General features: G+C 69.2%; 23 protein-coding genes. 9 read left to right on the top strand and 14 right to left on the bottom strand.

Going from position 1 to position 23,485, the window contains the following annotated elements:
• Positions 1–149 precede the first annotated feature (149 nt).
• Both G6N25_RS15360 and glyA read right to left on the bottom strand, forming a co-directional pair.
• On the bottom strand, positions 150–977 hold the full coding sequence (locus tag G6N25_RS15360) for an acyl-ACP desaturase (RefSeq protein WP_083077483.1): 828 nt from the start codon (positions 975–977) through the stop codon (positions 150–152).
• 72 nt (positions 978–1,049) lie between these two features.
• Complete coding sequence (glyA, locus tag G6N25_RS15355; RefSeq protein WP_083077482.1) at positions 1,050–2,330, bottom strand: serine hydroxymethyltransferase; 1,281 nt, start codon at positions 2,328–2,330, stop codon at positions 1,050–1,052.
• Between the two features lie 127 nt (positions 2,331–2,457).
• Between glyA and coaA the strand changes: the two genes are divergently transcribed.
• The gene (gene coaA / locus G6N25_RS15350; protein WP_083077481.1) at positions 2,458–3,396 is read left to right on the top strand and encodes a type I pantothenate kinase; all 939 of its coding nucleotides are present in this window, start codon (positions 2,458–2,460) and stop codon (positions 3,394–3,396) included.
• A gap of 137 nt (positions 3,397–3,533) precedes the next feature.
• Here coaA and G6N25_RS15345 read toward each other — a convergent pair whose 3' ends face one another.
• The gene (locus G6N25_RS15345) at positions 3,534–4,322 is read right to left on the bottom strand and encodes a (2Z,6E)-farnesyl diphosphate synthase (protein ID WP_083077480.1); all 789 of its coding nucleotides are present in this window, start codon (positions 4,320–4,322) and stop codon (positions 3,534–3,536) included.
• A gap of 151 nt (positions 4,323–4,473) precedes the next feature.
• Here G6N25_RS15345 and trhA point away from each other — a divergent pair, with 151 nt between their 5' ends.
• On the top strand, positions 4,474–5,232 hold the full coding sequence (gene trhA / locus G6N25_RS15340) for a PAQR family membrane homeostasis protein TrhA (RefSeq protein WP_083077479.1): 759 nt from the start codon (positions 4,474–4,476) through the stop codon (positions 5,230–5,232).
• 12 nt (positions 5,233–5,244) lie between these two features.
• Here the strand turns inward: trhA and G6N25_RS15335 are convergent, their stop codons facing one another.
• The 3 genes from G6N25_RS15335 to mca are packed head-to-tail and all read right to left on the bottom strand — an operon-like array spanning position 5,245 to position 8,403.
• Positions 5,245–7,260: a thioredoxin domain-containing protein gene (locus tag G6N25_RS15335; RefSeq protein WP_083077478.1), complete on the bottom strand. Its 2,016-nt coding sequence runs from the start codon at positions 7,258–7,260 to the stop codon at positions 5,245–5,247.
• Positions 7,247–7,534, bottom strand: a complete 288-nt coding sequence (locus G6N25_RS15330; RefSeq protein WP_083077477.1) for a hypothetical protein — start codon at positions 7,532–7,534, stop codon at positions 7,247–7,249. Before G6N25_RS15330 ends, G6N25_RS15335 begins: the two co-directional genes overlap by 14 nt.
• Positions 7,531–8,403 (bottom strand): mycothiol conjugate amidase Mca, encoded by an 873-nt coding sequence (gene mca, locus G6N25_RS15325; RefSeq protein ID WP_083077476.1) that lies wholly within the window; start codon positions 8,401–8,403, stop codon positions 7,531–7,533. The genes G6N25_RS15330 and mca overlap by 4 nt, the downstream gene beginning before the upstream one ends.
• Before the next feature lie 131 nt (positions 8,404–8,534).
• On the opposite strand from mca, the gene G6N25_RS15320 reads away from it, so the two are divergent.
• Together G6N25_RS15320 and greA are read left to right on the top strand one after the other, a co-directional pair.
• A complete protein-coding gene (locus tag G6N25_RS15320; protein ID WP_083077474.1) occupies positions 8,535–8,969 on the top strand; it encodes a DUF4307 domain-containing protein in 435 nt (144 codons plus the stop codon).
• A gap of 221 nt (positions 8,970–9,190) precedes the next feature.
• A complete protein-coding gene (gene greA, locus G6N25_RS15315) occupies positions 9,191–9,685 on the top strand; it encodes a transcription elongation factor GreA (RefSeq protein ID WP_083077488.1) in 495 nt (164 codons plus the stop codon).
• 105 nt (positions 9,686–9,790) lie between these two features.
• On the opposite strand, the gene G6N25_RS15310 is transcribed toward greA, so the two are convergent.
• The 4 genes from G6N25_RS15310 to G6N25_RS15295 form a co-directional block, all read right to left on the bottom strand.
• Positions 9,791–10,957, bottom strand: a complete 1,167-nt coding sequence (locus tag G6N25_RS15310; RefSeq protein WP_083077473.1) for a cystathionine gamma-synthase — start codon at positions 10,955–10,957, stop codon at positions 9,791–9,793.
• Positions 10,958–10,992: 35 nt separating this feature from the next.
• Complete coding sequence (locus G6N25_RS15305; protein WP_163672463.1) at positions 10,993–11,640, bottom strand: RDD family protein; 648 nt, start codon at positions 11,638–11,640, stop codon at positions 10,993–10,995.
• Positions 11,641–11,742: 102 nt separating this feature from the next.
• Entirely contained in the window at positions 11,743–13,149 is a 1,407-nt protein-coding gene (locus G6N25_RS15300; protein ID WP_083076790.1) for a cystathionine beta-synthase, read from the bottom strand.
• 40 nt (positions 13,150–13,189) lie between these two features.
• The gene (locus G6N25_RS15295; RefSeq protein ID WP_083076793.1) at positions 13,190–14,266 is read right to left on the bottom strand and encodes an alpha/beta hydrolase fold domain-containing protein; all 1,077 of its coding nucleotides are present in this window, start codon (positions 14,264–14,266) and stop codon (positions 13,190–13,192) included.
• Positions 14,267–14,510: 244 nt separating this feature from the next.
• Between G6N25_RS15295 and G6N25_RS15290 the strand changes: the two genes are divergently transcribed.
• Positions 14,511–15,464, top strand: coding sequence for an SGNH/GDSL hydrolase family protein (locus G6N25_RS15290; protein WP_142272842.1), 954 nt, complete (start codon positions 14,511–14,513; stop codon positions 15,462–15,464).
• Between the two features lie 75 nt (positions 15,465–15,539).
• Positions 15,540–16,757: an acetyl-CoA C-acetyltransferase gene (locus tag G6N25_RS15285; RefSeq protein WP_083076798.1), complete on the top strand. Its 1,218-nt coding sequence runs from the start codon at positions 15,540–15,542 to the stop codon at positions 16,755–16,757.
• 62 nt (positions 16,758–16,819) lie between these two features.
• Here G6N25_RS15285 and G6N25_RS15280 read toward each other — a convergent pair whose 3' ends face one another.
• Positions 16,820–17,665, bottom strand: coding sequence for an endonuclease domain-containing protein (locus G6N25_RS15280; protein WP_142272843.1), 846 nt, complete (start codon positions 17,663–17,665; stop codon positions 16,820–16,822).
• Between the two features lie 124 nt (positions 17,666–17,789).
• Positions 17,790–18,626, bottom strand: a complete 837-nt coding sequence (locus G6N25_RS15275) for a Bax inhibitor-1/YccA family protein (RefSeq protein ID WP_083076860.1) — start codon at positions 18,624–18,626, stop codon at positions 17,790–17,792.
• A 199-nt stretch (positions 18,627–18,825) separates the two neighbouring features.
• Here G6N25_RS15275 and G6N25_RS15270 point away from each other — a divergent pair, with 199 nt between their 5' ends.
• The 3 genes from G6N25_RS15270 to G6N25_RS15260 are packed head-to-tail and all read left to right on the top strand — an operon-like array spanning position 18,826 to position 22,411.
• Positions 18,826–19,884, top strand: a complete 1,059-nt coding sequence (locus G6N25_RS15270; protein WP_232065810.1) for an enoyl-CoA hydratase/isomerase family protein — start codon at positions 18,826–18,828, stop codon at positions 19,882–19,884.
• 3 nt (positions 19,885–19,887) lie between these two features.
• On the top strand, positions 19,888–20,661 hold the full coding sequence (locus G6N25_RS15265) for an enoyl-CoA hydratase (protein ID WP_083076806.1): 774 nt from the start codon (positions 19,888–19,890) through the stop codon (positions 20,659–20,661).
• Between the two features lie 10 nt (positions 20,662–20,671).
• A complete protein-coding gene (locus G6N25_RS15260) occupies positions 20,672–22,411 on the top strand; it encodes an alpha/beta hydrolase (RefSeq protein ID WP_083076810.1) in 1,740 nt (579 codons plus the stop codon).
• Here the strand turns inward: G6N25_RS15260 and G6N25_RS15255 are convergent.
• Positions 22,408–22,854 carry a rhodanese-like domain-containing protein gene (locus G6N25_RS15255; RefSeq protein WP_083076813.1) on the bottom strand — a complete coding sequence of 149 codons (447 nt, stop codon included), beginning with the start codon at positions 22,852–22,854 and terminating at the stop codon, positions 22,408–22,410. The two genes, G6N25_RS15260 and G6N25_RS15255, sit on opposite strands and share 4 nt — an antisense overlap.
• The gene (locus G6N25_RS15250; protein WP_083076867.1) at positions 22,854–23,462 is read right to left on the bottom strand and encodes a cupin domain-containing protein; all 609 of its coding nucleotides are present in this window, start codon (positions 23,460–23,462) and stop codon (positions 22,854–22,856) included. Before G6N25_RS15250 ends, G6N25_RS15255 begins: the two co-directional genes overlap by 1 nt.
• Positions 23,463–23,485 lie beyond the last annotated feature (23 nt).

Below are 23,485 nucleotides of genomic sequence, written 5' to 3'. Positions count from 1 at the left end.
TTGTCGTCACGAAATATGCCGCCCTGGCAGCAGAGCATCTCGCTGGCCATCGAGAACGACGCTACTCTCGTGGCCGCTCGGCCGCCGTGCAGGCGCGCCGAGACCACCGTGGCGACCGGCGCACTTCGCGCCGGCGCGTGAAATGTGGCTTAACCGAGGACGAATTCCCCGAGCGGCGGCTCGTCGGCCACTCCCCATTCGACGATGCGGTCCGAGATCGCCCGCCGCAGGTCGGCGGGGCCGAAAATGCCCGCGTCGGCGACGCTTCGCACCTTGTCGCGGTAGGCGTCGATGTCGGCCCCGACGACCTGGAGGTCCTTCGCCCGCGCGGCGATCGCCGCGATCGTCTCGTCGCGGGTGTACTCGAGGCAGTGCGCGACCAGGTTGGAGAACAAATCCTCGTGACGCTTTTCGTCCCGGGCGATCCGGTCGACGAGTCCGGCCAGCACGGGCTCCTCGATCTGCGCGGCCAGGTTCTGGCAGAAAACGGCGTGGGTGCGCTCGGTGAACGCCATGTAGACCAGCGTTTCGACCTGCGAGTACGTGTCGGCGCGGTAGCCCTTGATCACGTGCTGCACCCGCGCCTCCTCGTTCGCGGTCGGGTCCACCTCCCGCGTCACGACCAGGTATTCGCGCAGCGCGATGGCGTGCAGGTGCTCCTCGGCGGTCCACCGGCCCAGCCAGCGGCCCCACCACTCCTCGAGGATGAAGTGCTCGACGAGCTCCCGGTGATGGGCGGCGAGGTTGTCCTTGAGCAGCAGCAGGATCTCGCAGGCGTCCGTGATGGTCCGGGGCAGCGTCATCTGGGACGGGTCCCAGTCGCGTCCGCCGAGGAAGGCGAAGTTCTCGCCCTGGTCGAAGGGCACGTAGTCGTGGGCGAACCAGATGTCCTCGGTGTCGAGGTGGCGGTCCATGAGCCGCTCGACCACCGGCTCCAATTCCAGGGTCAGCGCGTTAGGAACAGGTTTCTGTGCCATGCGGTAACTGTAACCTCCGTACACAGGTTTCGTGAAATGGGACGGCCCGTGTCGCGCGGGCCGATTTCCCGGTCAGCGATCGACCAGCGTCCAGTCCTCGAGCCCCTCGTACAGGGGAAAGTCCCTCGCCAGCCGCGTCACCCGTTGCCGCAGCGCCGAAACGTCCGCGGCGGTGCCCGCCGCGAGCGCGGTCGCGATGACGTCGGCGACCTCGGTGAACTCGGCGTCGCCGAAGCCGCGGGTGGCCAGCGCCGGGGTCCCGATCCGCAGGCCCGAGGTCACCATCGGCGGCCGGGGGTCGTTGGGGACGGCGTTGCGGTTGACGGTGATGCCGACCTCGTGCAGCAGGTCCTCGGCGGCCTGGCCGTCCAGCGGGGAGTCGCGCAGGTCGACCAGCACCAGGTGCACGTCGGTGCCGCCGCTGACCACCGAGACGCCGGCCTTGGCGACGTCGGCCGCCAGCAGCCGGTCGGCGAGGATCCGGGCGCCGGACAGCGTGCGCCGCTGCCGCTCGGCGAATTCCGGTGTGCCGGCGATCTTCAGCGCGACCGCCTTGCCCGCGATGACGTGCATGAGCGGCCCGCCCTGCTGGCCGGGGAACACCGCCGAGTTGATGGCCTTGGCGTACTCCTGCTTGCCCAGGATCAGGCCGGAACGCGGGCCGCCGAGCGTCTTGTGCACCGTGGTGGACACCACGTCGGCGTGCGGCACCGGCGACGGGTGCAGGCCCGCGGCGACCAGGCCCGCGAAGTGCGCCATGTCGACCCACAGCTTGGCGCCGACCTCGTCGGCGACCGACCGGAACGCCGCGAAGTCGAGGACCCGCGGGTAGGCCGACCAGCCGGCGATGAGCACCTTGGGCCGGAACTCGAGCGCCTTGGCGCGCACCGCGTCCATATCGACCAGGTGCGTCGTCGGGTCCACGCCGTAGAAGCCGGCGTGGTACAGCTTGCCGGAGAAGTTCAGCCGCATCCCGTGCGTCAGGTGGCCGCCGTTGGCCAGGTCCAGGCCCAGCAGGTGTTCGCCCGGCGTCATCAGCGCGTGCAGCACCGCGGCGTTGGCCTGCGCACCCGAATGCGGCTGCACGTTGGCGAACTCGGCCCCGAACAGCGCCTTGGCCCGGTCGCGGGCGATGTTCTCCACGACGTCGACGTGCTCGCAGCCGCCGTAGTAGCGCCGGCCCGGCAGCCCCTCGGCGTACTTGTTGGTCAGCACGCTGCCCTGGGCCTGCAGCACGGCGCGCGGGACGAAGTTCTCCGAGGCGATCATTTCCAGGGTGTCCCGTTGCCGGCCCAGCTCCTTGCCCAGCAGCTCGGCGATGTCCGGATCGACGTCGGCGAGCGGGGCGGACATGACGGACTCGTTTCGAAGGGCGAGGGTACGGGCGTCAGGTGCGGCAGTCACGGCCGCCAGTCTACTGAGCCGTGCTTTTGGCCAGCCCAGCCGCCGGGCGTCCGCCCGGCCCTGCAACACTGGCACTATGCCGCGGCTTAGCGAGCCGAGCCCGTATGTGGAGTTCGACCGGAAGCAATGGCGTGCGCTCCGCATGTCGACGCCGCTGGCCCTCACCGAAGAGGAACTGATCGGCCTGCGCGGCCTGGGCGAGCAGATCGACCTGCTCGAGGTCGAAGAGGTGTACCTGCCGCTGGCCCGGCTCATCCACCTTCAGGTGGCCGCCCGCCAGCGGCTGTTCGCCGCCACCGCGGAGTTCCTCGGCGAGCCGCAGCAAAACCCGGACCGGCCGGTGCCGTTCGTCATCGGCGTGGCCGGCAGCGTGGCGGTCGGCAAGTCGACGACCGCCCGCGTGCTGCAGGCGCTGCTGGCCCGCTGGGATCACCACCCCCGGGTGGACCTGGTGACCACCGACGGCTTCCTGTACCCGAATGCCGAGTTGGATCGGCGAAACCTGATGCACCGCAAGGGTTTTCCGGAAAGCTATAACCGCCGGGCGTTGATGCGGTTCGTGACCTCGGTCAAGTCCGGCTCGGATTACGCCTGCGCGCCGGTGTATTCGCACCTGAAATACGACGTCATCCCGGGGGCCAAGCACGTGGTCCGCCATCCCGACATCCTGATCCTGGAGGGCCTCAACGTCCTGCAGACCGGTCCGACGCTGATGGTGTCGGACCTGTTCGACTTCTCGCTGTACGTGGACGCCCGCATCGAGGACATCGAGCAGTGGTACGTGTCGCGGTTCCTGTCGCTGCGCGGCACGGCGTTCGCCGACCCCGAATCGCACTTCCACCACTACTCGGCGCTCAACGACACGAAGGCGGTCGCGGCCGCCCGCGAGATCTGGCGGTCGATCAACCGGCCGAACCTGGTCGAGAACATCCTGCCGACGCGTCCGCGCGCCACCCTGGTGCTGCGCAAGGACGCCGACCATTCCATCAACCGGCTTCGCCTGCGCAAGCTGTAGCGGGGCCGGCGGCGTCGGCGCGCATGGCGAAGCGCAGCGGACGGCATCCTTCGCGCCGAGCGTGACGTCACGGTGAAATCCGGCGATTTTTCGCCCTGACGTCACGCTCGGCGCGCCGTGCTCGGGCGGTGGTGTCGCTACTTGCCGTACCTGCGATGCCGTTGGCTGTAGTCGCGCAGCGCGCGCAGGAAGTCGACCCGCCGGAACGCGGGCCAGTGCGCTTCGCAGAACCACATCTCCGAATAGGCGCTTTGCCACAGCAGGAACCCGGACAGGCGCTGCTCCCCCGAGGTGCGGATCACCAGGTCGGGGTCGGGTTGCCCGGAGGTGTACAGGTTTTCGGAGATGCCCTCGACGGTGACCGCGTCGACGAGCTCCTCGGCGGTCGCGCCGTTGGCGAGCTGTTTGCTCAACAACGCGCGCACCGCGTCGACGATCTCGCGGCGGCCGCCGTAGCCGACGGCGACGTTGACGTGGAAGGGCGCCACGGCCGGTGTGGACTCGACCGCGTCGCGCAGCCGGCGGGCCGGTTCCTCACCGATCAGCCCGAGATCCCCGACGGTGCGCACGCTCCAGCGGTTGGCCGGCGCGCAGATCTCCTCGACCACGTCGGTGATGATTTCGATGAGCCCGGCCAGCTCGTCGGGATCGCGTTGCAGGTTCTCGGTGGACAGCAGATACACGGTGGTCATTTCGATGCCGGCCTCTTGGCACCAGCGCAGCATCTCGGCGATCTTGGCGGCACCCATCCGGTAGCCATAGCTGACGTCGTCGTAACCGGCGTTGCGCGCCCAGCGCCGGTTCCCGTCGCACAGGACGGCGATGTGGCGCGGGAGTTGGGATTTCGAGGCGAGCAGACCCTGGCGCAGCCGCAGCTCGTAGACCCGATACAGGGGCTCCTTGAGCCGCGGCGGGATGATCTCCACGAAGATCCACCCTACTGTGAGCGGCGGCAAATCCGGCCCCGGATTTCCGGCGCGCGTTTCGGGTAATCTCACCGCAAGTCAGACCTCGTGTCGTGACCATCGCCGACTACTGTTGGTCGGTACCGGCCATCCGAAACGGGCGACAGGAGACATGAGCAGCCAGATCAGCGCGTCCGCCAATTCGGCACCCGAGCCGGAGCCGATCGCGCCGGGCAATACCGTCGAACAGCTCGTCGAGGGGGCCGCCGAGGTTCTCGCGAAGCCCCGGATGCGCGGCTGGATCCACTTCTACTCCGCGTGGCTGGCGATCGTCTGCGGGGCGACGCTGGTGTCGGTGTCGTGGGCGGTCGAGTCGCCCAGGGCCGGTCATTCGACGCTGGTCTACGCCGCGGCCACCGTCGCGATGTTCGCGGTCAGCGCCACCTACCACCGGGTGAACTGGAAATCCGGGAAGACCCGCAATCTCATGAAGCGGCTGGATCATTCGATGATCTTCGTGTTCATCGCCGGCAGCTACACCCCGTTCGCCCGCCTGGCCATGCCGCAGCAAACCGGGGTATTGGTGCTGTGGATCGTGTGGGGCGGCGCGCTGGCGGGCGTCCTGCTGAAGGTGTGCTGGCCGTCGGCGCCGCGCTGGCTGGGCGTGCCGCTGTATCTGCTGCTGGGTTGGGTCGCCGTGGGGTATGCCCCCACGATCATCCACATCGCCGGGGTGGCGGCCATGGTGCTGCTGGCCGTCGGCGGCGGGCTCTACAGCGTCGGCGGCCTGCTCTACGCGCTGCGCTGGCCCGACCCGTGGCCGAGGACGTTCGGCTATCACGAGTTCTTCCACGCCTTGACCGCGATCGCGGCGATCCTGCACTACATCGCGATGTGGCTCGCGGTCTTCTACGTCGGCCACCCGGCTTAGGTCGCGCGCGGGCTACGGCCCGGGCACGCCCAGCGCTGCCGCCAGTTCGGTCGCCCGGGTCACCGGCAGGTCGCAGAGCCGCCCGCGGCACACGTAGGCGGCGTCGGCGCCGGCCACCCGGTCGCGGCCGGCCAGCAGGGCCGACGAGTCGGTCTCGCCGCCCACCACGATCGCGCCGCCGGGCGCCAGCCGGCGCGCGTCGGCGAGCAGCGCGGACCGCGCCGGGTCGCAGGCGACCGCGACCTGCAGCGGCCCGCGCACCGCGGCTTCGGCGACGGCCAGCCAATGCCCGGCCGACCGCGGCGCCCGCTCCAGGAGCACGGAATGCGCGGCGAGCGCCTCGCCCGCCGCCCTCAGGTACCGCTCCGCGCGGTCACCGTCGACCAGGTGCGCCGCGGTCAGCAGCGCCTCGGTGATCGACGACGCGCCCGACGGCGTCGCCCCGTCCAGCGGGTCGGCTGGCCGCAGCACCAACCGCTCGGCGTCGTCGGCGGTGTCGTACCAGCGGCCGGGCCGCTGCGGGTCGGCGAAGCGCGCCAGCGCGGTGTCGAGCAGCTCGGTCGCCTTGGCCAGCCAGGCCTCCTCGGTATCCAGCTGGTACAGCGCCAGCAGGCCGGTGGCCAGCGTCGCGTGGTCCTCCAGGATGGCGGCGCCGTCGCCGACCACCCCGCCCAGGCTGGCGCGTCGGAGCCGGCCGTCGACGACGTGGGTGTCCAGCAGCGCAGTCGCGCAACGCGTTGCGGCGCGGACCAATTCGGGTTTGTCTAAAGCCACGCCGGCCTCGGCCAGCGCGGTGATCGCCAGCCCGTTCCAGGAGGTGACGACCTTGTCGTCGCGTCCGGGTTGGGGCCGGGTGCGCCGGGCGGCCAGCAGCGCGGTCCGGACGCGTTCCAGCCGTTGCGGGTCGCCGGGATCGGCGGGCAACCGCAGCACCGAAGCCCCGTGTTCGAACGTGCCGGGGCGGGTGACCGCGAAAACCTCTGCGGCCCAACGGCCGTCGTCGGCGCCGAGCGCCTCGATCAGCTGTTCCGGCGTCCATACGTACGTCGAGCCCTCGCGGCCGTCGGCGTCGGCGTCCAGCGACGAGACGAACATGCCGCCCTCGGCCAGCTCGTCGAGCAGGAACCCCGCGGTCGCCGCGGCGACCCTTCGGGCCAACGGATCCCCGGTACGGCGGGCCCAGTGCGCGTAGCAGCGCAGCAGCAGCGCGTTGTCGTACAGCATCTTCTCGAAATGCGGTACCACCCAGGCGTTGTCGACGCTGTAGCGGGCGAAGCCGCCGGCGAGTTGGTCGTAGATGCCGCCGCGGGCCATCGCGGCGGCGGTGCGCGTCACCGCCTCCAGCGCCGCCGGCGACCCGGCGCGCTCGTAGTGGCGCAGCAGCGCCTCCAGAAGCGCCGACGGCGGGAATTTGGGCGCCCCGCCGAACCCGCCGCGCGCCGTATCCTGGTCGGCCAGCACGGCAGCGACGGCGTGGTCACACAGCTCCGGTGCCACGTCCGGACCGCCGGAGGGCAGCCCGGACGCCAGGTGGCGCAGCTCGCCGGCGATGCGGTCCGACGCCTCCTCGACCTCCCCGCGGCGCTCCCGCCAGGTGGCCGAGACTGCCGAAAGGAGCTGCAGGAAACCGACTTTCGGGTAGTACGTGCCGCAGAAGAAGGGCCGGCCGTCGGGCGTCAGGAAACACGTCATCGGCCAGCCGCCCTGCCCGGTGAGCGCGACGGTGGCGTTCATGTAGACCGCGTCGATGTCCGGTCGCTCCTCGCGGTCGACCTTGATGCAGACGAAGCCGGCGTTCATCGCGGCGGCCACCTCGTCGTCCTCGAATGATTCGTGGGCCATGACGTGGCACCAGTGGCAGGCGGCGTAGCCGACGGAGAGCAGGATCGGCACGTCGCGCGCCGCCGCGTCCGCCAGCGCCCGCGGCGTCCACTGCTGCCAATGCACCGGGTTGTCGGCGTGCTGGCGCAGATACGGGCTGGTCGCCAGCCCGAGCGTGTTCGTCGACGAACGTTCAGCCGGGCTCATCGCCGGGTCCCGGTGGCCGCGCCGATCCGTTCGTGCGCTCGGGGCCCTCGCCGAGGGCGTCGGTGCCCTCGTCGGCGGCCTGGTCCGGCTCGGGGTGGGCGGGGTCGAAGGACGGGGGCACCTTCTTCAGTTGCCGGTTCATCGATCGCAGCAGCAACAGGGTGGCGATCAGCAGCAGCACCACGACCAGCAGACCCACCGGGCTGGCCTTGCCGAAATCGGGCCCGTGGTTGTGGGGTGCGTCGGCGATCACCCTGAGCAGATGGTGATTCATTCGTCGCCCTCGATTCCGGCGAGCAGGTCGTCCTCGGGCAGCTTGACCGGGACGCGGGAGCGCGCCAACTCGAATTCCTCAGTGGGCCATAGCCGTTGCTGCCACGCGATCGGGGCGGCGAAGAACTCGGCGTTGGGGTCGATCTGGGTGGCGTGGGCCCGCAGGGCGTCGTCGCGCTGGCTGAAATACGCCGAGCACTCGACGCGCGTCGTCACCCGGGACTCGAACGGGTCATGCTTGGGATCCCAGAGTTCAAGCCACTTTTGGAACGGGCCCTCCTGGCCGCGTTTGACGAATTCGTCGTGCAGCAACTGCATCCGCGCCCGCAGGAAACCATGGACGTAGTACAGCTTGGACACCGCCCACGGCTCGCCGGCCTCCGGGAAGCGGGCATGATCACCGGCCGCCTCGAAGGCACCGACCGAGACCTGGTGGCAGCGAATGTGGTCGGGATGCGGGTAGCCGCCGTTCTCGTCGTAGGTGGTGATCACGTGGGGGCGGAACTCGCGGATCACGCGGACCAGCGCCGCGATGGACACCTCCAGCGGCGCCAGCGCGAAGCAGCCGTCGGGCAGCGGTGGCGGCGGGTCGCCCTTGGGCAGGCCGGAGTCGACGAAACCGAGCCAGGTGTGCTCCACGCCGAGGATCTCCGCCGCCTTCGCCATCTCGTCACGGCGGATCTCGGCCATGTGTTCCAGCACGTCGGGCAGGTCCATCGCCGGGTTGAGAATCTCGCCGCGCTCGCCCCCGGTCAACGTCACCACGAGGACCCGATGGCCCTCGTCGGCGTAGCGGGCCAGGGTGGCCGCACCCTTGCTGGACTCGTCGTCCGGGTGGGCGTGCACCGCCATCAACCGCAGTTCGCTCACGTGCCCCCTTGTCAGTTCGCCGGTCGCCCCCGAAGGGCTAGTAGAGCTAGAAGCGACCTTATAATTCCAGTTCCGATCGTTGCATCCTGTCGGCGGGCGTCCGACAGCCGACAGTGCAGGCATACCCAGGCATGACCGAAACTCCCCTTCCCCGCCCCGAGGCCCGCTACGGGCGTTCGCGGTTGTCGCGCGTGGCACGGCGTCGCGTGGCCATCGGGCTGGCGGTGCTGGCCGTTGCCGCCGGGCTGGTCGCCACCGTGATCGGCTACCAGCGGCTCGGCACCAGCGACGTCACCGGGTCGCTGGCCGGGTACCAGCTGATCGACGATGAGACGGCGTCGGTGACGATCAGCGTGACGCGATCGGACCCGTCGCGGCCGGTGGACTGCATCGTGCGGGTTCGGGCCAAGGACGGCAGCGAGACCGGGCGGCGAGAGGTGCTGGTGCCGCCCTCCGCGCAGGCCACGGTGCAGGTGACGACGACGGTGAAATCCTCGCAACCGCCCGTGCTGGCCGACGTCTACGGCTGCGGCACCGACGTGCCCGGCTACCTGCGCCCGGCCTGACCGCCCTGACCGGCGAACTGCGAATATGGGGGGTCATCAAGTGTTTGCGCGGTGGTAACATGGGTGAATGCACGGTTCCTGCTGGGACCGTGTATTGCTGCATTAAAGGCCGTGAGCAGAAACGGAGCGCCGGTAGGCCGGGGGGACCCGGACACTCGCGGCAGCGGGATTCTTAAGGCTTGCGCGGATACGCGGAACGACAATATGAGGAGCACGACGAGATGACGGATACTCACGTCACCTGGCTGACCCAGGAGTCACACGACCGACTCAAGACCGAGCTCGACCAGCTGATCGCGAATCGTCCGGTCATCGCCGCGGAGATCAACGACCGCCGCGAGGAGGGCGACCTCCGCGAGAACGGCGGATACCACGCCGCCCGGGAAGAGCAGGGCCAGCAGGAGGCCCGCATCCGCCAGCTGCAGGACCTGCTCAACAACGCCAAGGTTGGCGAGGCGCCCAAGCAGTCCGGCGTCGCGCTGCCCGGTTCGGTGGTCAAGGTCTACTACAACGGCGACAAGTCCGACACCGAGACGTTCCTGATCGCCACCCGGCAGGAGGGTGTCAACGACGGCAAGCTCGAGGCGTACTCGCCGAACTCACCGTTGGGCGGCGCCCTGATCGACGCCAAGGTCGGCGAGACGCGCAGCTACACGGTGCCCAACGGCAACACCATCGAGGTCACGTTGGTCAGCGCGGAGCCGTACCACTCCTAGCCGCTCCTGTCTCTTCGCGAGTGAGACACACAATCGCATCTCAAGCGCCGCGCGCGTGCGATTGTGTGTCTGCTCGCGGAGCTAACCCAGCGCCTGCTCGCGGAGCTAACCCAGCGCCCGTTCCAGGTCGGCCAGCAGGTCGGCGACGTCCTCGATCCCCACCGAGAGCCGGACCAGGTCGTCGGGCACTTCCAGTTGCGAGCCGGCGGTCGACGCGTGCGTCATGGCGCTGGGATGCTCGATCAGCGACTCGACGCCGCCCAGCGACTCGGCCAGGATGAACACCTCGGTGCGCGCACACAGCTCTTCGGCGGCCCGCCGGCCGCCCCGCATGCGCACCGAGACCATGCCGCCGAAGCCGCGCATCTGCCGCGCGGCGATTTCGTGGCCGGGGTGGCCGGGCAGCCCCGGGTACAGCACGGTGCCCACCGATGGATGCGCGGCGAGGAATTCCGCGACGGCCAAGGCGTTTTCGCTGTGCCGCTGCATCCGCAGCACCAGGGTCTTGAGGCCGCGCATCGTCAGATAGGCATCGAACGGGCCCGGCACCGCGCCGGCCCCGTTCTGCAGGAAACCGAAGGCGTCGTCCAACTCCCGGTCGTTGGTGACCAGCGCGCCGCCCACCACGTCGGAGTGACCACCGACGTACTTGGTGGTCGAGTGCAGCACGACATCGGCGCCCAGCGTCAACGGCTGCTGCAGCGCGGGAGAGGCAAAGGTGTTGTCCACCAACACCTTTGCCGAGCTCCGCTGGCCGAGGCGGGCAAGGCCCGCGATGTCGGCGATGGACAGCAGCGGGTTGGTCGGTGTTTCCACCCAAATCAGCCGGGTCCGCGGCGTGATGGCGGCGGCCACGGCGTCCAGGTCGGACAGCGGCACCGGCGTGTAACCGACCTGCCACTGGGTGAACACCTTGTCGATCAGCCGGAAGGTGCCGCCGTAGGCGTCGTTGGGGATGACCACGTGGTCGCCGGGCCGCAGCAGCGCCCGCAGGGCGCAGTCGGTGGCGGCCATCCCCGAGCTGAACGCCCGCCCGTAGGCGCCCTCTTCGACGGCCGCCAGCGCGGCCTCCAGCGCGGCCCGGGTCGGGTTGCCGGTGCGCGCGTACTCGAACCCGCCCCGCAGCCCCCCGACGCCGTCCTGGGCGAAGGTGCTGCTGGCGTAGATCGGGACGTTCACCGCGCCGGTCGCCGGGTCCGGGCGGTAGCCGGCGTGGATGGCTTTGGTGGCCAGCCCGGTAAACCCGTGGTGTCCCTTACGGTTTTCGCTCATCGGCGATCAGCCTAACGACGCCGATCAGCCGCGGTTCAGGGCTGTTCGATCGGCAGGACGACCGTCGTCATGATCTTGTCGGCCAGGGTCTGCCGCTTGGCATCCCACAACGGGAACAGGAAGCCGATGAAGCAGATGATCGCGTCGACAAAGTGCGCGATCTGGCGGACCACCGACATCCCGAAGCCGAGCGGCTGGCCGCTGACCTCGCTGACCACCTTGATCTTCATCACCGATTTGCCCAGGCTCGACCCCGTCGTGCCCTGCCGGTAGCCCCAGTTCCAGACCAGGTACGCCAGGCCCACCAGGGTCGCCAACCACTGCGCCAACAGGCCGACGGTCGAGTCTTGGGTGGCGCAGTACTGATTGACGGTGTATTCCGTGACGTCGGCGACGCATGCCGATTGCTGGGTGGCGAGCAGGATCGCCGTGCCGATGCCGTGAATGACGAGGTAGGGAAGGATGTCGATGACGAACGCCGCCACCCTGGTGATCCACGGCGCGTAGGACTCCGTCGGCAGGGCGCGGATCGCCGGTCCGGGCGGGGGCGGCGCAAACCCACCCGAGGGCGGGGGCGGCGGGGGGTAACCGCCGCCGGGCGCCGGAGGGATGGGCGGGGGTTCCTGTCCGCCCGGTGGCGGAGGTGGCAGGTGGGATTCGCCGGGCGGCGGTTGATCGGTCATGGGCAACCTTCCACTGCGGATTAGCTGAACCAGGCCGCATTACAGTACCCGAGTGCCGAGCGGCGGGGCGAGACCCGCGTCACACCCGATCGGCGGATCCGGCTAGCGCCGCCCCGCCAGTCCGCGAGGCCCCTCCGACAGGAAGCCCAACAGGTCATACCGGGTGATGACGCCGATCGGCTTGCCCTTCTCCACCACCATCAGCGCATCCCACTCGCGCAGCGCCTTGCCGGCCGCGCTGACCAGCTCCCCCGCACCGATCATCGGCAGCGGCGGGCTCATGTGCTGGGAGACGGCGTCGGCCAACTTGGCCCGGCCCTCGAAGACGGCCGAGAGCAGTTCGCGTTCGGAGACGCTGCCGGCGACCTCACCGGCCATCACCGGCGGCTCGGCCCCGACCACCGGCATCTGGGACACCCCGTACTCGCGCAGGATGCCGATGGCGTCGCGCACCGTCTCGGACGGATGGGTGTGCACCAGGTCGGGCAGCGCGCCCGACTTGCGGCGCAGCACGTCACCGACCGTGGATTCCTCGGTCGACCCGTCGAGGCGGCTGCGCAGGAAGCCGTACGACGACATCCAGGCGTCGTTGAAGATCTTCGACATGTAGCCACGCCCACCGTCGGGCAGCAAGACGACCACCAGCGCGTCGGGCCCGGCCTCCTCGGCGATTTTCACCGCGGCGACCACCGCCATCCCGCAGGACCCGCCGACCAGCAGCGCCTCCTCGCGGGCCAGTCGCCTGGTCATGTTGAACGAGTCGGAGTCGGACACCGCGATGATCCGGTCGGGCACCGTCGGGTCGTAGGCCGCCGGCCAGAAATCCTCCCCGACCCCCTCGACCAGGTAGGGCCGGCCGCTGCCCCCCGAATACACCGAGCCTTCGGGGTCGGCGCCGATGATGTGCACCCGCCCTCCCGACACCTCCTTGAGGTAGCGGCCCGCGCCGGTGATCGTCCCGCCGGTGCCGATGCCGGCGACGAAGTGGGTGACCTTGCCGTCGGTGTCGGCCCAGACCTCCGGGCCGGTGGTCTCGTAGTGGCTGGCCGGGCCCTCCGGGTTGGCGTACTGGTCGGGCTTCCACGCGCCGTCGATCTCCGTGACGAGCCGGTTGGAGACGCTGTAGTAGCTGTCGGGGTGGTCGGGCGGCACCGCCGTCGGGCAGACGACGACCTCCGCGCCGTAGGCGAGCAGCACGTTGCGCTTGTCCTCGCTGACCTTGTCGGGGCAGACGAACACGCACTGGTACCCGCGGTGCTGGGCGACCAGGGCCAGGCCGACGCCGGTGTTGCCCGACGTCGGTTCGACGATGGTGCCGCCGGGCCTGAGCTGCCCGCTGGCCTCGGCGGCGTCGATCATCCGCACCGCGATCCGGTCCTTCGAGCTGCCACCGGGGTTGAGGTATTCGATCTTTGCCGCCACGGTGCCGGCGCCCTCGGGGACGACGGAGTTCAGCCGGACGAGCGGGGTGCCGCCGATGAGGTCACTGATGTGCTGCGCGATCCGCATGCGTTCATCGTCTCAGGCGGCATCGGGCGCCGCACACCAGCTAGCCGGTGGCCTCGCGGATGTAGTCGCCGATCTGGCGCAGGGAACGGATCGCCTCCGGCACCAGCGGCGCGGCCAGCTGGAAGTCGTGGACCTGACCGGGCCAGACCCGCACCTCGGCGGGCACGCCGACCGCCGCCAGCCGGGCCGCCGCCAACTGCGCGTCGTGCAGCAACACCTCGGACCCCGAGACGTGGATCAGCGTCCGCGGCAGGCCGGGCTTGATGTGCTCGAGGGGCTCGTAGACCTCCTCGGGTTTGCCGTCGACGATGTTCTTTTCGGCGGCGCCAGCAACTAGCTCGACGAGCGCGTCAAACGCCTTCGCGGGGAACATCGCGTCGGACTTGATGTTGGGGTGCGCCTGTTTGCATTCCTTTGCTAGCTGCAGCAGTGGCGAGATCGCGACGAGGGCGGCCGGCACTTCTGATTCCGGCCCTTCCTCCTGCAGGCGTTGCGCCAAAGCGAGGGACAGATACCCGCCCGCCGAGTCGCCGGCCAGCACGATCTGGTCCGGCTCGTAGCCGCGCTCGCGCAGCCATCGGTAGGCGTCGTGGCAGTCGTTGAGCGCCATCCCGATCGAGTGCTTGGGCAACAGCCGGTAATTGACCACCAACACCGGCGAGTCAGCAAACTTTGACAGGGCCTCGACGAGCCGGCCGTGCGAGTTTGCTCCACAGGTCAGAAACGCGCCGCCATGTAGGTACACGACGACCCGACGGGTGCCGTCCGCGGGCAGCACTCCAGGCGCGCGCACCAACTGCGCCGAGGCGTTGGGCAGGTTCACCGTCTCGCGGACGGTGGCGGACACCGGGAGCAGGACCCGGGCGGCGGCGTCGATGAGGGTCCAGGGCCATGGCACGGTGGGGGCGTAGCTGCCCACGGCCAGAACCGGCCGGATCGTCAGTCGTGACGCCAGGTTAGCTACACGCGCAGCAACGCTGGGACCGGACTCGAGGACCTCGACCGGCGCGCCGTCGCTGATGGCAAATCTGCGTGCCTCAACTCTACGTGCTTTGAGAACCTCGTGTGGGCGAATGGCAGTCCGGGGCGAACCGGATACCTTGCTCGGTGCGCTCATGCTCAACACTTCCTACGCCGTTGTAGTGCGATACAGCATGTGGTGAGGCAGCTAAGCGTCTGGTTTAACTCCGATCGCCAGGGCGTTCAGCCAACCCCTTGAACTTAGCTTGACAGCTGTTTCTGAGTAGAACGTTTGAAGAATCTGATTTGATACCACATTTGATTCACAACGTGATCACTTTGTTCATCGGTCACCCGCGCAAACACCGAAGCCGATCTAAACTGATTCCGTGACCATACGGGTGCCGCGTCGTTCGACGATCGCCCTGGCCACGGCGGGCGCGCTCGCCTCGACGGGTACGGCCTATCTGGGCGCACGCAACCTGCTGGTGGGCCAGGCGGCCCACACGCGCACCGTCATTCCGAAGGCCTGGGACATCCCGCCGCGCGCCGACGGGGTCTACACGCGCGGCGGCGGACCCGCGCAGCGGTGGCAGCGCGGCATGTCCGTCGACCTGCACCTGATGATCTTCGGGGACTCGACGGCCACCGGATACGGGTGCATGAGCGCCGAGCAGGTGCCGGGCGTGCTGATCGCGCGCGGCCTCGCCGAGCGGACCGGCAAGCGCATCCGGCTAAGCACCAAGGCCATCGTCGGCGCCACGTCGAAAGGTGTTTCCGGCCAGGTCGATGCGATGTTCGTGGCCGGGCCGCCGCCGGACGTGGCCGTGCTGATCCTCGGCGCCAACGACGTGACGGCGCTCAACGGGATCAGCCAGTCGGCGCAGCGGCTCGCCCTGACGGTGCGCAGGTTGCGCGCCCGCGGGGCGATCGTGGTCGTCGGCACCTGCCCCGACCTTGGCGTGATCACCGCCATCCCGCAGCCGCTTCGCTCGCTGGCCCACGCGCGCACGTCGCAGCTTGCCCGCGCCCAGGCCGCCGCCGTTCGGGGCGCCGGCGGCGTGCCGGTCCCCCTGGCGCAGCTGCTGGCACCCCAATTCCGGGCGGAGCCGGCGCTGATGTTCTCCGCCGACGGCTACCACCCGTCGGCCGCGGCGTATGCGCTGGCCGCCGACGCGCTGCTGCACGCGCTGTCCGAAAAGCTCGAGGGCCCGGTGGTTGACGTGCCGGCGGGTGCCGGCACGCCGGTGCTCGGTGAGGCCCACACGCGCCTCAGCGTCATGTCGCGGCTGTGGCGGCGCCCGCTGGCCGGGGTACCCGCCCCGTCTGCGTCCCGGCCGGTGGGCAGCGACTAGATTTGTCCTAGCCCCGGGGTGGACACACCACCCGGCTGTCCAGCGAGCCCGCATCCCAATCGGAGGGAAACCGTCATGCCTGAAGCCGTCATCGTCTCAACCGCGCGCTCGCCGATCGGCCGCGCCATGAAGGGGTCGCTGGTCAGCATGCGGCCCGACGACCTGGCCGCGCAGATGGTGCGCGCGGCGCTGGACAAGGTGCCCGCGCTGAACCCGCACCAGATCGACGACCTCATCCTGGGCTGCGGCCTGCCCGGCGGCGAGTCCGGCTTCAACATGGGCCGCGTCGTCGCCGTCGAACTCGGCTACGACTTCCTGCCGGGCACCACGGTCAACCGGTACTGCTCGTCGTCGCTGCAGACCACGCGGATGGCTTTCCACGCAATCAAGGCCGGCGAGGGTGACGCGTTCATCTCCGCGGGCGTGGAGACCGTCTCCCGGTTCGGGAAGGGCAACTCCGACTCGTGGCCGGACACCAAGAACCCGCTGTTCGGTACGGCCCAGGAGCGCTCCGCGGCCGCCGCCGCGGGCGCCGACGAATGGCACGACCCCCGCGTTGACGGGAACATCCCCGACGTCTACATCGCGATGGGCCAGACCGCCGAGAACGTCGCCATCCTGACCGGCATCACCCGCGAGGAGCAGGACCGCTGGGGTGTACGCAGCCAGAACCGCGCCGAGGAGGCGATCAAGAGCGGGTTCTTCGAGCGCGAGATCACCCCGGTGACGCTTCCGGATGGCACCACCGTGAGCACCGACGATGGCCCCCGGCCGGGCACCACCTACGAGAAGGTCTCCGAGCTCAAGCCGGTGTTCCGGCCCAACGGCACCGTGACCGCGGGGAACGCGTGCCCTTTGAACGACGGGGCCGCCGCGCTGGTGATCACCAGCGACACAAAAGCCAAGGAATTGGGGTTGACCCCGCTGGCGCGCATCGTGTCCACCGGGGTCAGCGGCCTGTCGCCGGAGATCATGGGTTTGGGCCCGATCGAGGCGTCCAAGAGGGCGCTGGAGAGGACCGGGATGTCGATCAACGACATCGACCTGGTCGAGATCAACGAGGCGTTCGCGGTGCAGGTGCTGGGCTCGGCGCGGGAGCTGGGCATCGACGAGGACAAGCTCAATGTTTCCGGCGGGGCGATCGCCCTGGGCCACCCCTTCGGCATGACCGGCGCGCGCATCGCCACCACGCTGCTGAACAACCTGCAGACCCACGACAAGACGTTCGGTTTGGAGACGATGTGCGTCGGCGGCGGCCAGGGCATGGCGATGATCATCGAGCGGCTCTCCTGATTGGCCGTTGACTCTGCGCCCACCAGGCAAAAGTACGAGTAGAGAGCCTGGTGGACGCAGAGTCATCGCGTCAACGCGTCCCAGGCCCGCCGAACCCGGTGGATCACGTCGTGGTCCCGTTGCCCTGCCAGCACCCTGATGTGGGTCCAGCCGATCCGCTGGAGGTACTCCACGCGCTCGACGTCCTTCACGAACCGATCGCGGCTGACCCGATGCTGCTCGCCGTCGTACTCGACGGCGAGCATGATGTCCTCCCACCCCATGTCGATGAAGTACCGCGGATAGCCGTCGACGCCCAAGACCGGGATCTGGGTGGATGGTCGGGGGAAGCCGGCGTTGATCAGCAAAAGCCGCAGCCAGGTCTCCTTCGGCGATTGGGCGCCCGCGTCGACGAGATCCAAAGCCTTGTCCAGTTGGCGCAGCCCGCGGGTGTGGGGATGCCGGTCGGCGAGCTCCCTGACGTCGTTGACCTTGAAGTCGGTGGCGTTAGCGAGCGCGTCGAGTCGGGCGACCGCCTGACCCAGGGTTCCGCGCCGGGCGAGGTCGAAGGCCGTGCGCTCCTCGGTGGTCACACCGAGGCCGTTGAGGAGCTGGGATTCGCCGTCGAGTAACAGGTCAGCCCGGGTCTTGACGCCCCTCGGCGCCCTGGCGTTGCGCCAGATCAACTCCACGGGTGCGTCGGCGTCGACCCACTTCGCGCCGTGCAGCGCCGACGCCGCGGCGCCCGCGATCACCGCATTGCGGCCCGACCACAGCCACGCCGCGACAATGCGTTGCCGCAGCGACGGCTGCAGGCGCTTGTCCAGATAGACGTTGGGCATGATCGCGGTGTAGTGGTTGCCCAGCTCATGCCAGCTGACAATCCCCGCCGCCAATGCCTCGCTGCCGATGAACGGCCGCTTCCCCACATCTCCCATGCGCGGGCATGGTGCCAGCGCCCACCGACACGGCCCCACCCGTCAAGTTGACTCTGCGCCCACCAGGCAAAAGTGCGAGTAGAGAGCCTGGTGGGCGCAGAGTCAACGCTGAGATTTAGTCGTTTTGCAGGTAGCTGAGCAGGCGCAGGATCTCGATGTACAGCCACACCAGGGTCACCGTGAGGCCCAGGGCGATGCCCCACGCCGCCTTCTCCGGGGCCCCCGCGCGGATCATCTGGTCGGCCGCGTCGAAGTCGATCAGGAAGCTGAACGCCGCCAATCCGATGCACACCAGCGAGAAGATGATGCCGAGGGGCCCGGGGCTGCGCAGGCCCAACCCCTCACCGCCGCCGACGTTGAACATCGCCAGCACGAAATTGCCGAGCATGAGGGCTAACACCCCGAACAGCGCGGCGACCAGCATCCGGGTGAATTTGGGGGTGACCCGGATCGCGCCGGTCTTGTAGACGACCAGCATTCCGAAGAACACGCCGAACGTGCCCAGGATGGCCTCACCGATCAGCACACCGGCGTTGGTGGAGGACACCGTGATGTTGGCCAGCACGAAGGAGATCGCGCCGAGGAACAGCCCCTCGAGGACCGCGTAGCTGAGCACGATCGCCGGGCTGTCCTGCTTGCGGCCGAAGGTCGCGACCAGCACCAGCCCCAGGCCGCCCAACGCGCCCACGAGGGTCAGCGGCATCGCCAGCGCGACATTCGACGCCACCAGGAAGTACGAGACGACGGCGGAGATCGCCAGCACGGCCAGCGTCATGCCGGTCTTGGTGACGACGTCGTCGATGGTCAGCGGACGAGCGGGGGCCTCCTGGTAAGGAGCGGCGTAGGGGTCGGCTGGGTATCCCTGCATCGGGGCAGCGCCAGTGCCGAATTGCGCGTACCCACCCCTCTGCTTGGGCAGCGAACGAAATACCGGGTTACTTGTCTCCCGCACCGTCGGATCCTCTCTGATGACTGTGGGTTCGAGCCGTGCGAACACTTGCTCAACGACCAGCGGCCCGTCCAGGTTCCCATCGAACCCGCTGCTCCGCTGTTGTCGTTGGCTCAAACATAATCCTTACCCGCGGGTAACGCTTCACTGGTGACGATCTAGATTGCTGGTCGAGGCCGGACCGGCGATGGGAGGATGTGGCGTGACCGCGGAATCCGACCAGCAATCCGACGAGGTCCTGACCCGGGTCGACGGCGGCGTCGGCTTGATCACGCTCAACCGGCCCAGGGCGATCAACTCGCTGAATCAGCCGATGGTGGATGCGCTGAACGCAATCCTCACCCGGTGGGGGAATGACGACTCGGTGGGCGCGGTCGTGCTGTCCGGAGCCGGCGAACGCGGATTGTGCGCCGGCGGGGACATCGTCGCGGTCTACCACAGCGCCCGTACAGATGGCATCGAGGCGCGACGGTTCTGGCGCGACGAGTATCTGCTCAACGGGAAGATCGGCCGGTTCGCCAAACCGTACGTGGCGTTGATGGACGGCATCGTGATGGGCGGCGGCGTGGGTGTCAGCGCGCACGCCAACACCCGGGTGGTGACCGATACCTCCAAAGTCGCGATGCCCGAGGTCGGCATCGGGTTCATCCCCGACGTCGGCGGGGCATTTCTACTGTCCCGGGCGCCGGGCGCGCTGGGCCTGTATGCCGCCATGACCGGAGCGACGTTCTCCGGATCCGACGCCATCGCAATGGGATTCGCCGACCACTACGTGCCGCACGGCGAACTCGACGCGTTCACCGAGGCCATCGTCGACGACGGCGTCGAGGGCGCGCTGGCCGCCCACGCCGTCGAACCACCACCGAGTAGCCTTGCCGCGCAACGTGATTGGATCGACGAGTGTTTCACGAAAGACACCGCCGAGGACATCGTCGCCGCGCTGCGGGGGCATGACGCCGAACCGGCCCACGAAGCGGCCGACCTGATCGCCACGCGCTCCCCCATCGCCGTGTCGGTGGCGCTGCAGGCGGTGCGTCGCGCGGCCGCGATGGGGGCGCTCGAAGACGTTCTGGTCCAGGACTATCGGGTGTCTAGCGCGTCGGTGCGCTCGCACGACCTGGTGGAGGGCATCCGCGCGCAGATCATCGACAAGGATCGCGATCCGAAGTGGTCGCCGGCGACGCTGGCCGAAATCACCCCGGCCGACGTGGAGGCGTATTTCGCGCCGGTCGACGACGACCTGAGTTTCCCAGGGAGGTAAGCCATGACGTACGAAACCATCCTCGTCGAGCGCGATCAGCGCGTCGGGATCATCACACTGAACCGGCCGGAGGCGCTCAACGCGCTCAACAGCCAGGTGATGCGCGAAGTCACCGGCGCGGCAACGGAACTCGACAACGACCCCGGCATCGGGGCGATCATCATCACCGGTTCGGCCAAGGCCTTCGCGGCCGGCGCCGACATCAAGGAGATGGCCGGCCTTTCGTTCGCCGACGCGTTCGACGCCGACTTCTTCGCCGCCTGGGCCACACTGGCCGCGGTCCGCACCCCGACGATCGCCGCGGTGGCCGGGCACGCGCTCGGCGGCGGCTGCGAGCTGGCGATGATGTGCGACCTGCTGATCGCGGCCGACACGGCGAAGTTCGGCCAACCGGAGATCAAACTCGGGGTGCTGCCGGGCATGGGCGGTTCGCAGCGCCTCACCCGGGCCATCGGCAAGGCCAAGGCCATGGACCTCATCCTGACCGGGCGCACCATCGACGCCGCGGAAGCCGAACGGAGCGGCCTGGTTTCGCGGGTGGTGCCGGCCGACGACCTGCTCACCGAGGCCAGGGCCGTCGCCACCACCATCTCGCGCATGTCGCGGTCGGCCGCCCGGATGGCCAAGGAGGCCGTCAACCGGGCTTTCGAAACGACCCTGTCCGAAGGACTTCTCTACGAACGCAGGCTGTTTCATTCGACCTTCGCGACGGCGGACCAGTCCGAGGGCATGGCGGCGTTCATCGAGAAGCGCGCCCCCGATTTCACCCACCGGTAGGAATGCCGCGATGAGCGAATCGGGTCCCGCAACGACCGCTTCCACAGACGAGCCGCCCGGCCACGAACCGGCGGCGGAAATCGAGCCGCCCGAGCGCCCGACCCCACGGCCCGCCGGCCGACCGTGGTGGGTTCGCCATTACACCTTCACCGGCACCGCGGTTGGCGTTGTGTTCATTTGGTTTTCGCTGACGCCGTCGCTGTTGCCACGCGGCGCGCTGTTTCAGGGGTTGGTCAGCGGCTTCTCCGGCGCCATCGGCTATGGGCTGGGCGTCTTCGCCGTCTGGCTGGTCCGTTACATGCGAACCAAGAATTACAGCCCGCCGCCGCCGCGCTGGGCCTGGGCGGTGCTGGTCCCTGTCGGCGCGGTCGGCTTGGTGCTGATGGCGATCTGGTTCCACGTCTGGCAGGACCAGGTGCGCGACCTGATGGGGGTCGAGCACCTGAAGTGGTACGACTACCCCGTGGCCGCGGGCCTCTCGCTCGTGGTGCTGTTCACGCTGGTGGAAATCGGCCAGTTCATCCGCTGGCTGGTCGCCTTCCTCGTCGGCGTGCTCGATAGGATCGCGCCGTTTCGCCTCTCGGTGACCATCGTCGTCGTCCTGCTCGTGGTGCTGACCATCACCCTGCTCAACGGCGTCGTGCTCAAGTCCGCCATGCGCACGATGAACCACACGTTCGCCTCGGTCAACAACGAGATGAACCCCGACACCACGCCCCCGAAGACCGCGCTGCGATCCGGGGGTCCCGAGTCGCTGGTGTCATGGGAATCGCTGGGCCACCAAGGCCGCATCTTCATCCAGGGCGGTCCCAGGGTCGACGAGCTGACCGCGTTCAACGGGGCCCCGGCCACCGAGCCGATCCGCGCCTACGCCGGGCTGAACTCGGCGGACGGCATCACCGCGGCCGCCGAGCTCGCGGCGCGCGAGCTGCAGCGCGAGGGCGGGCTGCGGCGCGCCGTCGTCGCGGTCGCGACGACCACCGGGACCGGCTGGATCAACGAGGCGGAGGCCTCGGCGCTGGAGTACATGTACAACGGCAACACCGCGATCGTGAGCATGCAGTATTCGTTCCTGCCGAGCTGGCTGTCCTTCCTGGTGGATAAGGAGAACGCCCGGCACGCCGGCCAGGCGCTGTTCGAGGCCGTCGACCGGCTGGTGCGCCAAATCCCGGAGGGGCAACGCCCCAAGCTCGTGGTGTTCGGCGAAAGCCTGGGATCGTTCGGCGGCGAGGCGCCCTTCATGAGCCTGAACAACGTCCTGGCCCGCACCGACGGCGCCCTGTTCAGCGGGCCGACCTTCAACAACACCATCTGGACGGACCTGACCTCGACGCGCGACGCCGGTTCCCCGCAGTGGCTGCCGATCTACGACGACGGCAGGAACGTCCGTTTCGTCGCCCGCGCAAGCGATTTGGACCGTCCGAACACGACGTGGGAGACGCCGCGGGTGGTGTATCTGCAGCACGCCTCCGATCCGATCGCCTGGTGGACCCCCGACCTGTTGTTCGCCAAACCGGACTGGCTGCGCGAGAGGCGCGGCTATGACGTGCTGCGCCAGACACGGTGGATCCCGGTGGTGACGTTCCTGCAAGTCTCGGCCGACATGGCGGTGGCGGTCGACGTGCCCGACGGGCACGGCCACCATTACGTCGCCGATGTCGCCAACGGCTGGGCGGCGGTGCTGTCGCCGCCCGGGTGGACGCAGCAGAAGACGGACAGGCTGCGGCCGCTGCTGCACGCCAACGGCTAGAGCCAGCGGCGGGCGGGCGTCCCGGAGTTGGCCAGCGCCCCCAGACCCGGATCGGCCGAATCCCCGGCCAGCCGGTCCAGCACGCCCGCACCCGCCAGCGCGTGATAGCCGCCGATGACGTCGGTGGCCCGATGCAGGCCGATGTCGAGCAGCGCGGCGGCCGCCAGGCTGGACGTATAGCCCTCCGAGCACACGATCACCCATTCGACGTCGTCGCCGACGGCCTCCGGCAGCCGTGCGTCGCTGGTCGGGTCGCAGCGCCATTCCAGGACGTTGCGTTCGATCACCAGCGCGCCCGGCAACTCACCCTCGCGGAATCGCTGGGCCTGCGGCCGGATGTCCACCAGCACCGCCCCGCGCCGCAGCGCGTCGGGCACCTCGGTGGCGGCGAGGCGGCGAAAGCGACGCCGGGCCGATCGCAGGACAACGTCGATGCGGCTCATCAGGGTCCTTCCGGTTGGTCGGTCAGTTCCGTGCGCTGGCGGCGCAACCTGTTGCGGTCGGTGATCTCGTAGTACGACATCGCGGTCAGCGGCGGCGAGTACGCGTGCACGCTCAGGGTCGGCTGCACCGCGGCCCGGCCGATGGGCATCGCCTTTGCAGCGGGCTGCGGAACGGGCCGGGGCGCCCACACCACGTCGTGCACCCAGCCCAGCGGGAACCCGGCCTGATCGCCGGCGTCCAACCGGCGTCGCCGCAAACCCCGCCCGTCCCAACGGAATTCGTTGAGCGACCCGGACAGCACGGTCAGCGCGCCCAGCGACCCGCCGTGGTCGTGCAGTTCGGTGTGATGACCGGGGACCCAGCTGATCAGCCAGACGTCGAGTTCCTCGTCGCCGTGGATGCGGGTGAACCAGCGCCGCGACTCCGGCACCCCGCCCCTGGGCAGCAGGTGGTCGTAGCGTCCGCTGAGCACGTGGTCGGCGGCCTGATCGGTGGCGTGCAGGAGGTCGGGCACCCGCAGCCGGGTGGGTCCCGAGGACGGCGACGAGACGGTCGGTGCGCGCAGCGCGACGGGGGCGACGGCGGGCGTCGCGAGACGAACGGACATGGGGAGCTCCAGGCAGAACGGAT

This window comes from Mycobacterium heidelbergense (assembly GCF_010730745.1).
GTDB lineage: Bacteria > Actinomycetota > Actinomycetes > Mycobacteriales > Mycobacteriaceae > Mycobacterium > Mycobacterium heidelbergense.
The sequence above is the reverse complement of the archived record's forward strand: the minus strand, read 5'-3'. Positions and strand labels throughout refer to the sequence as shown.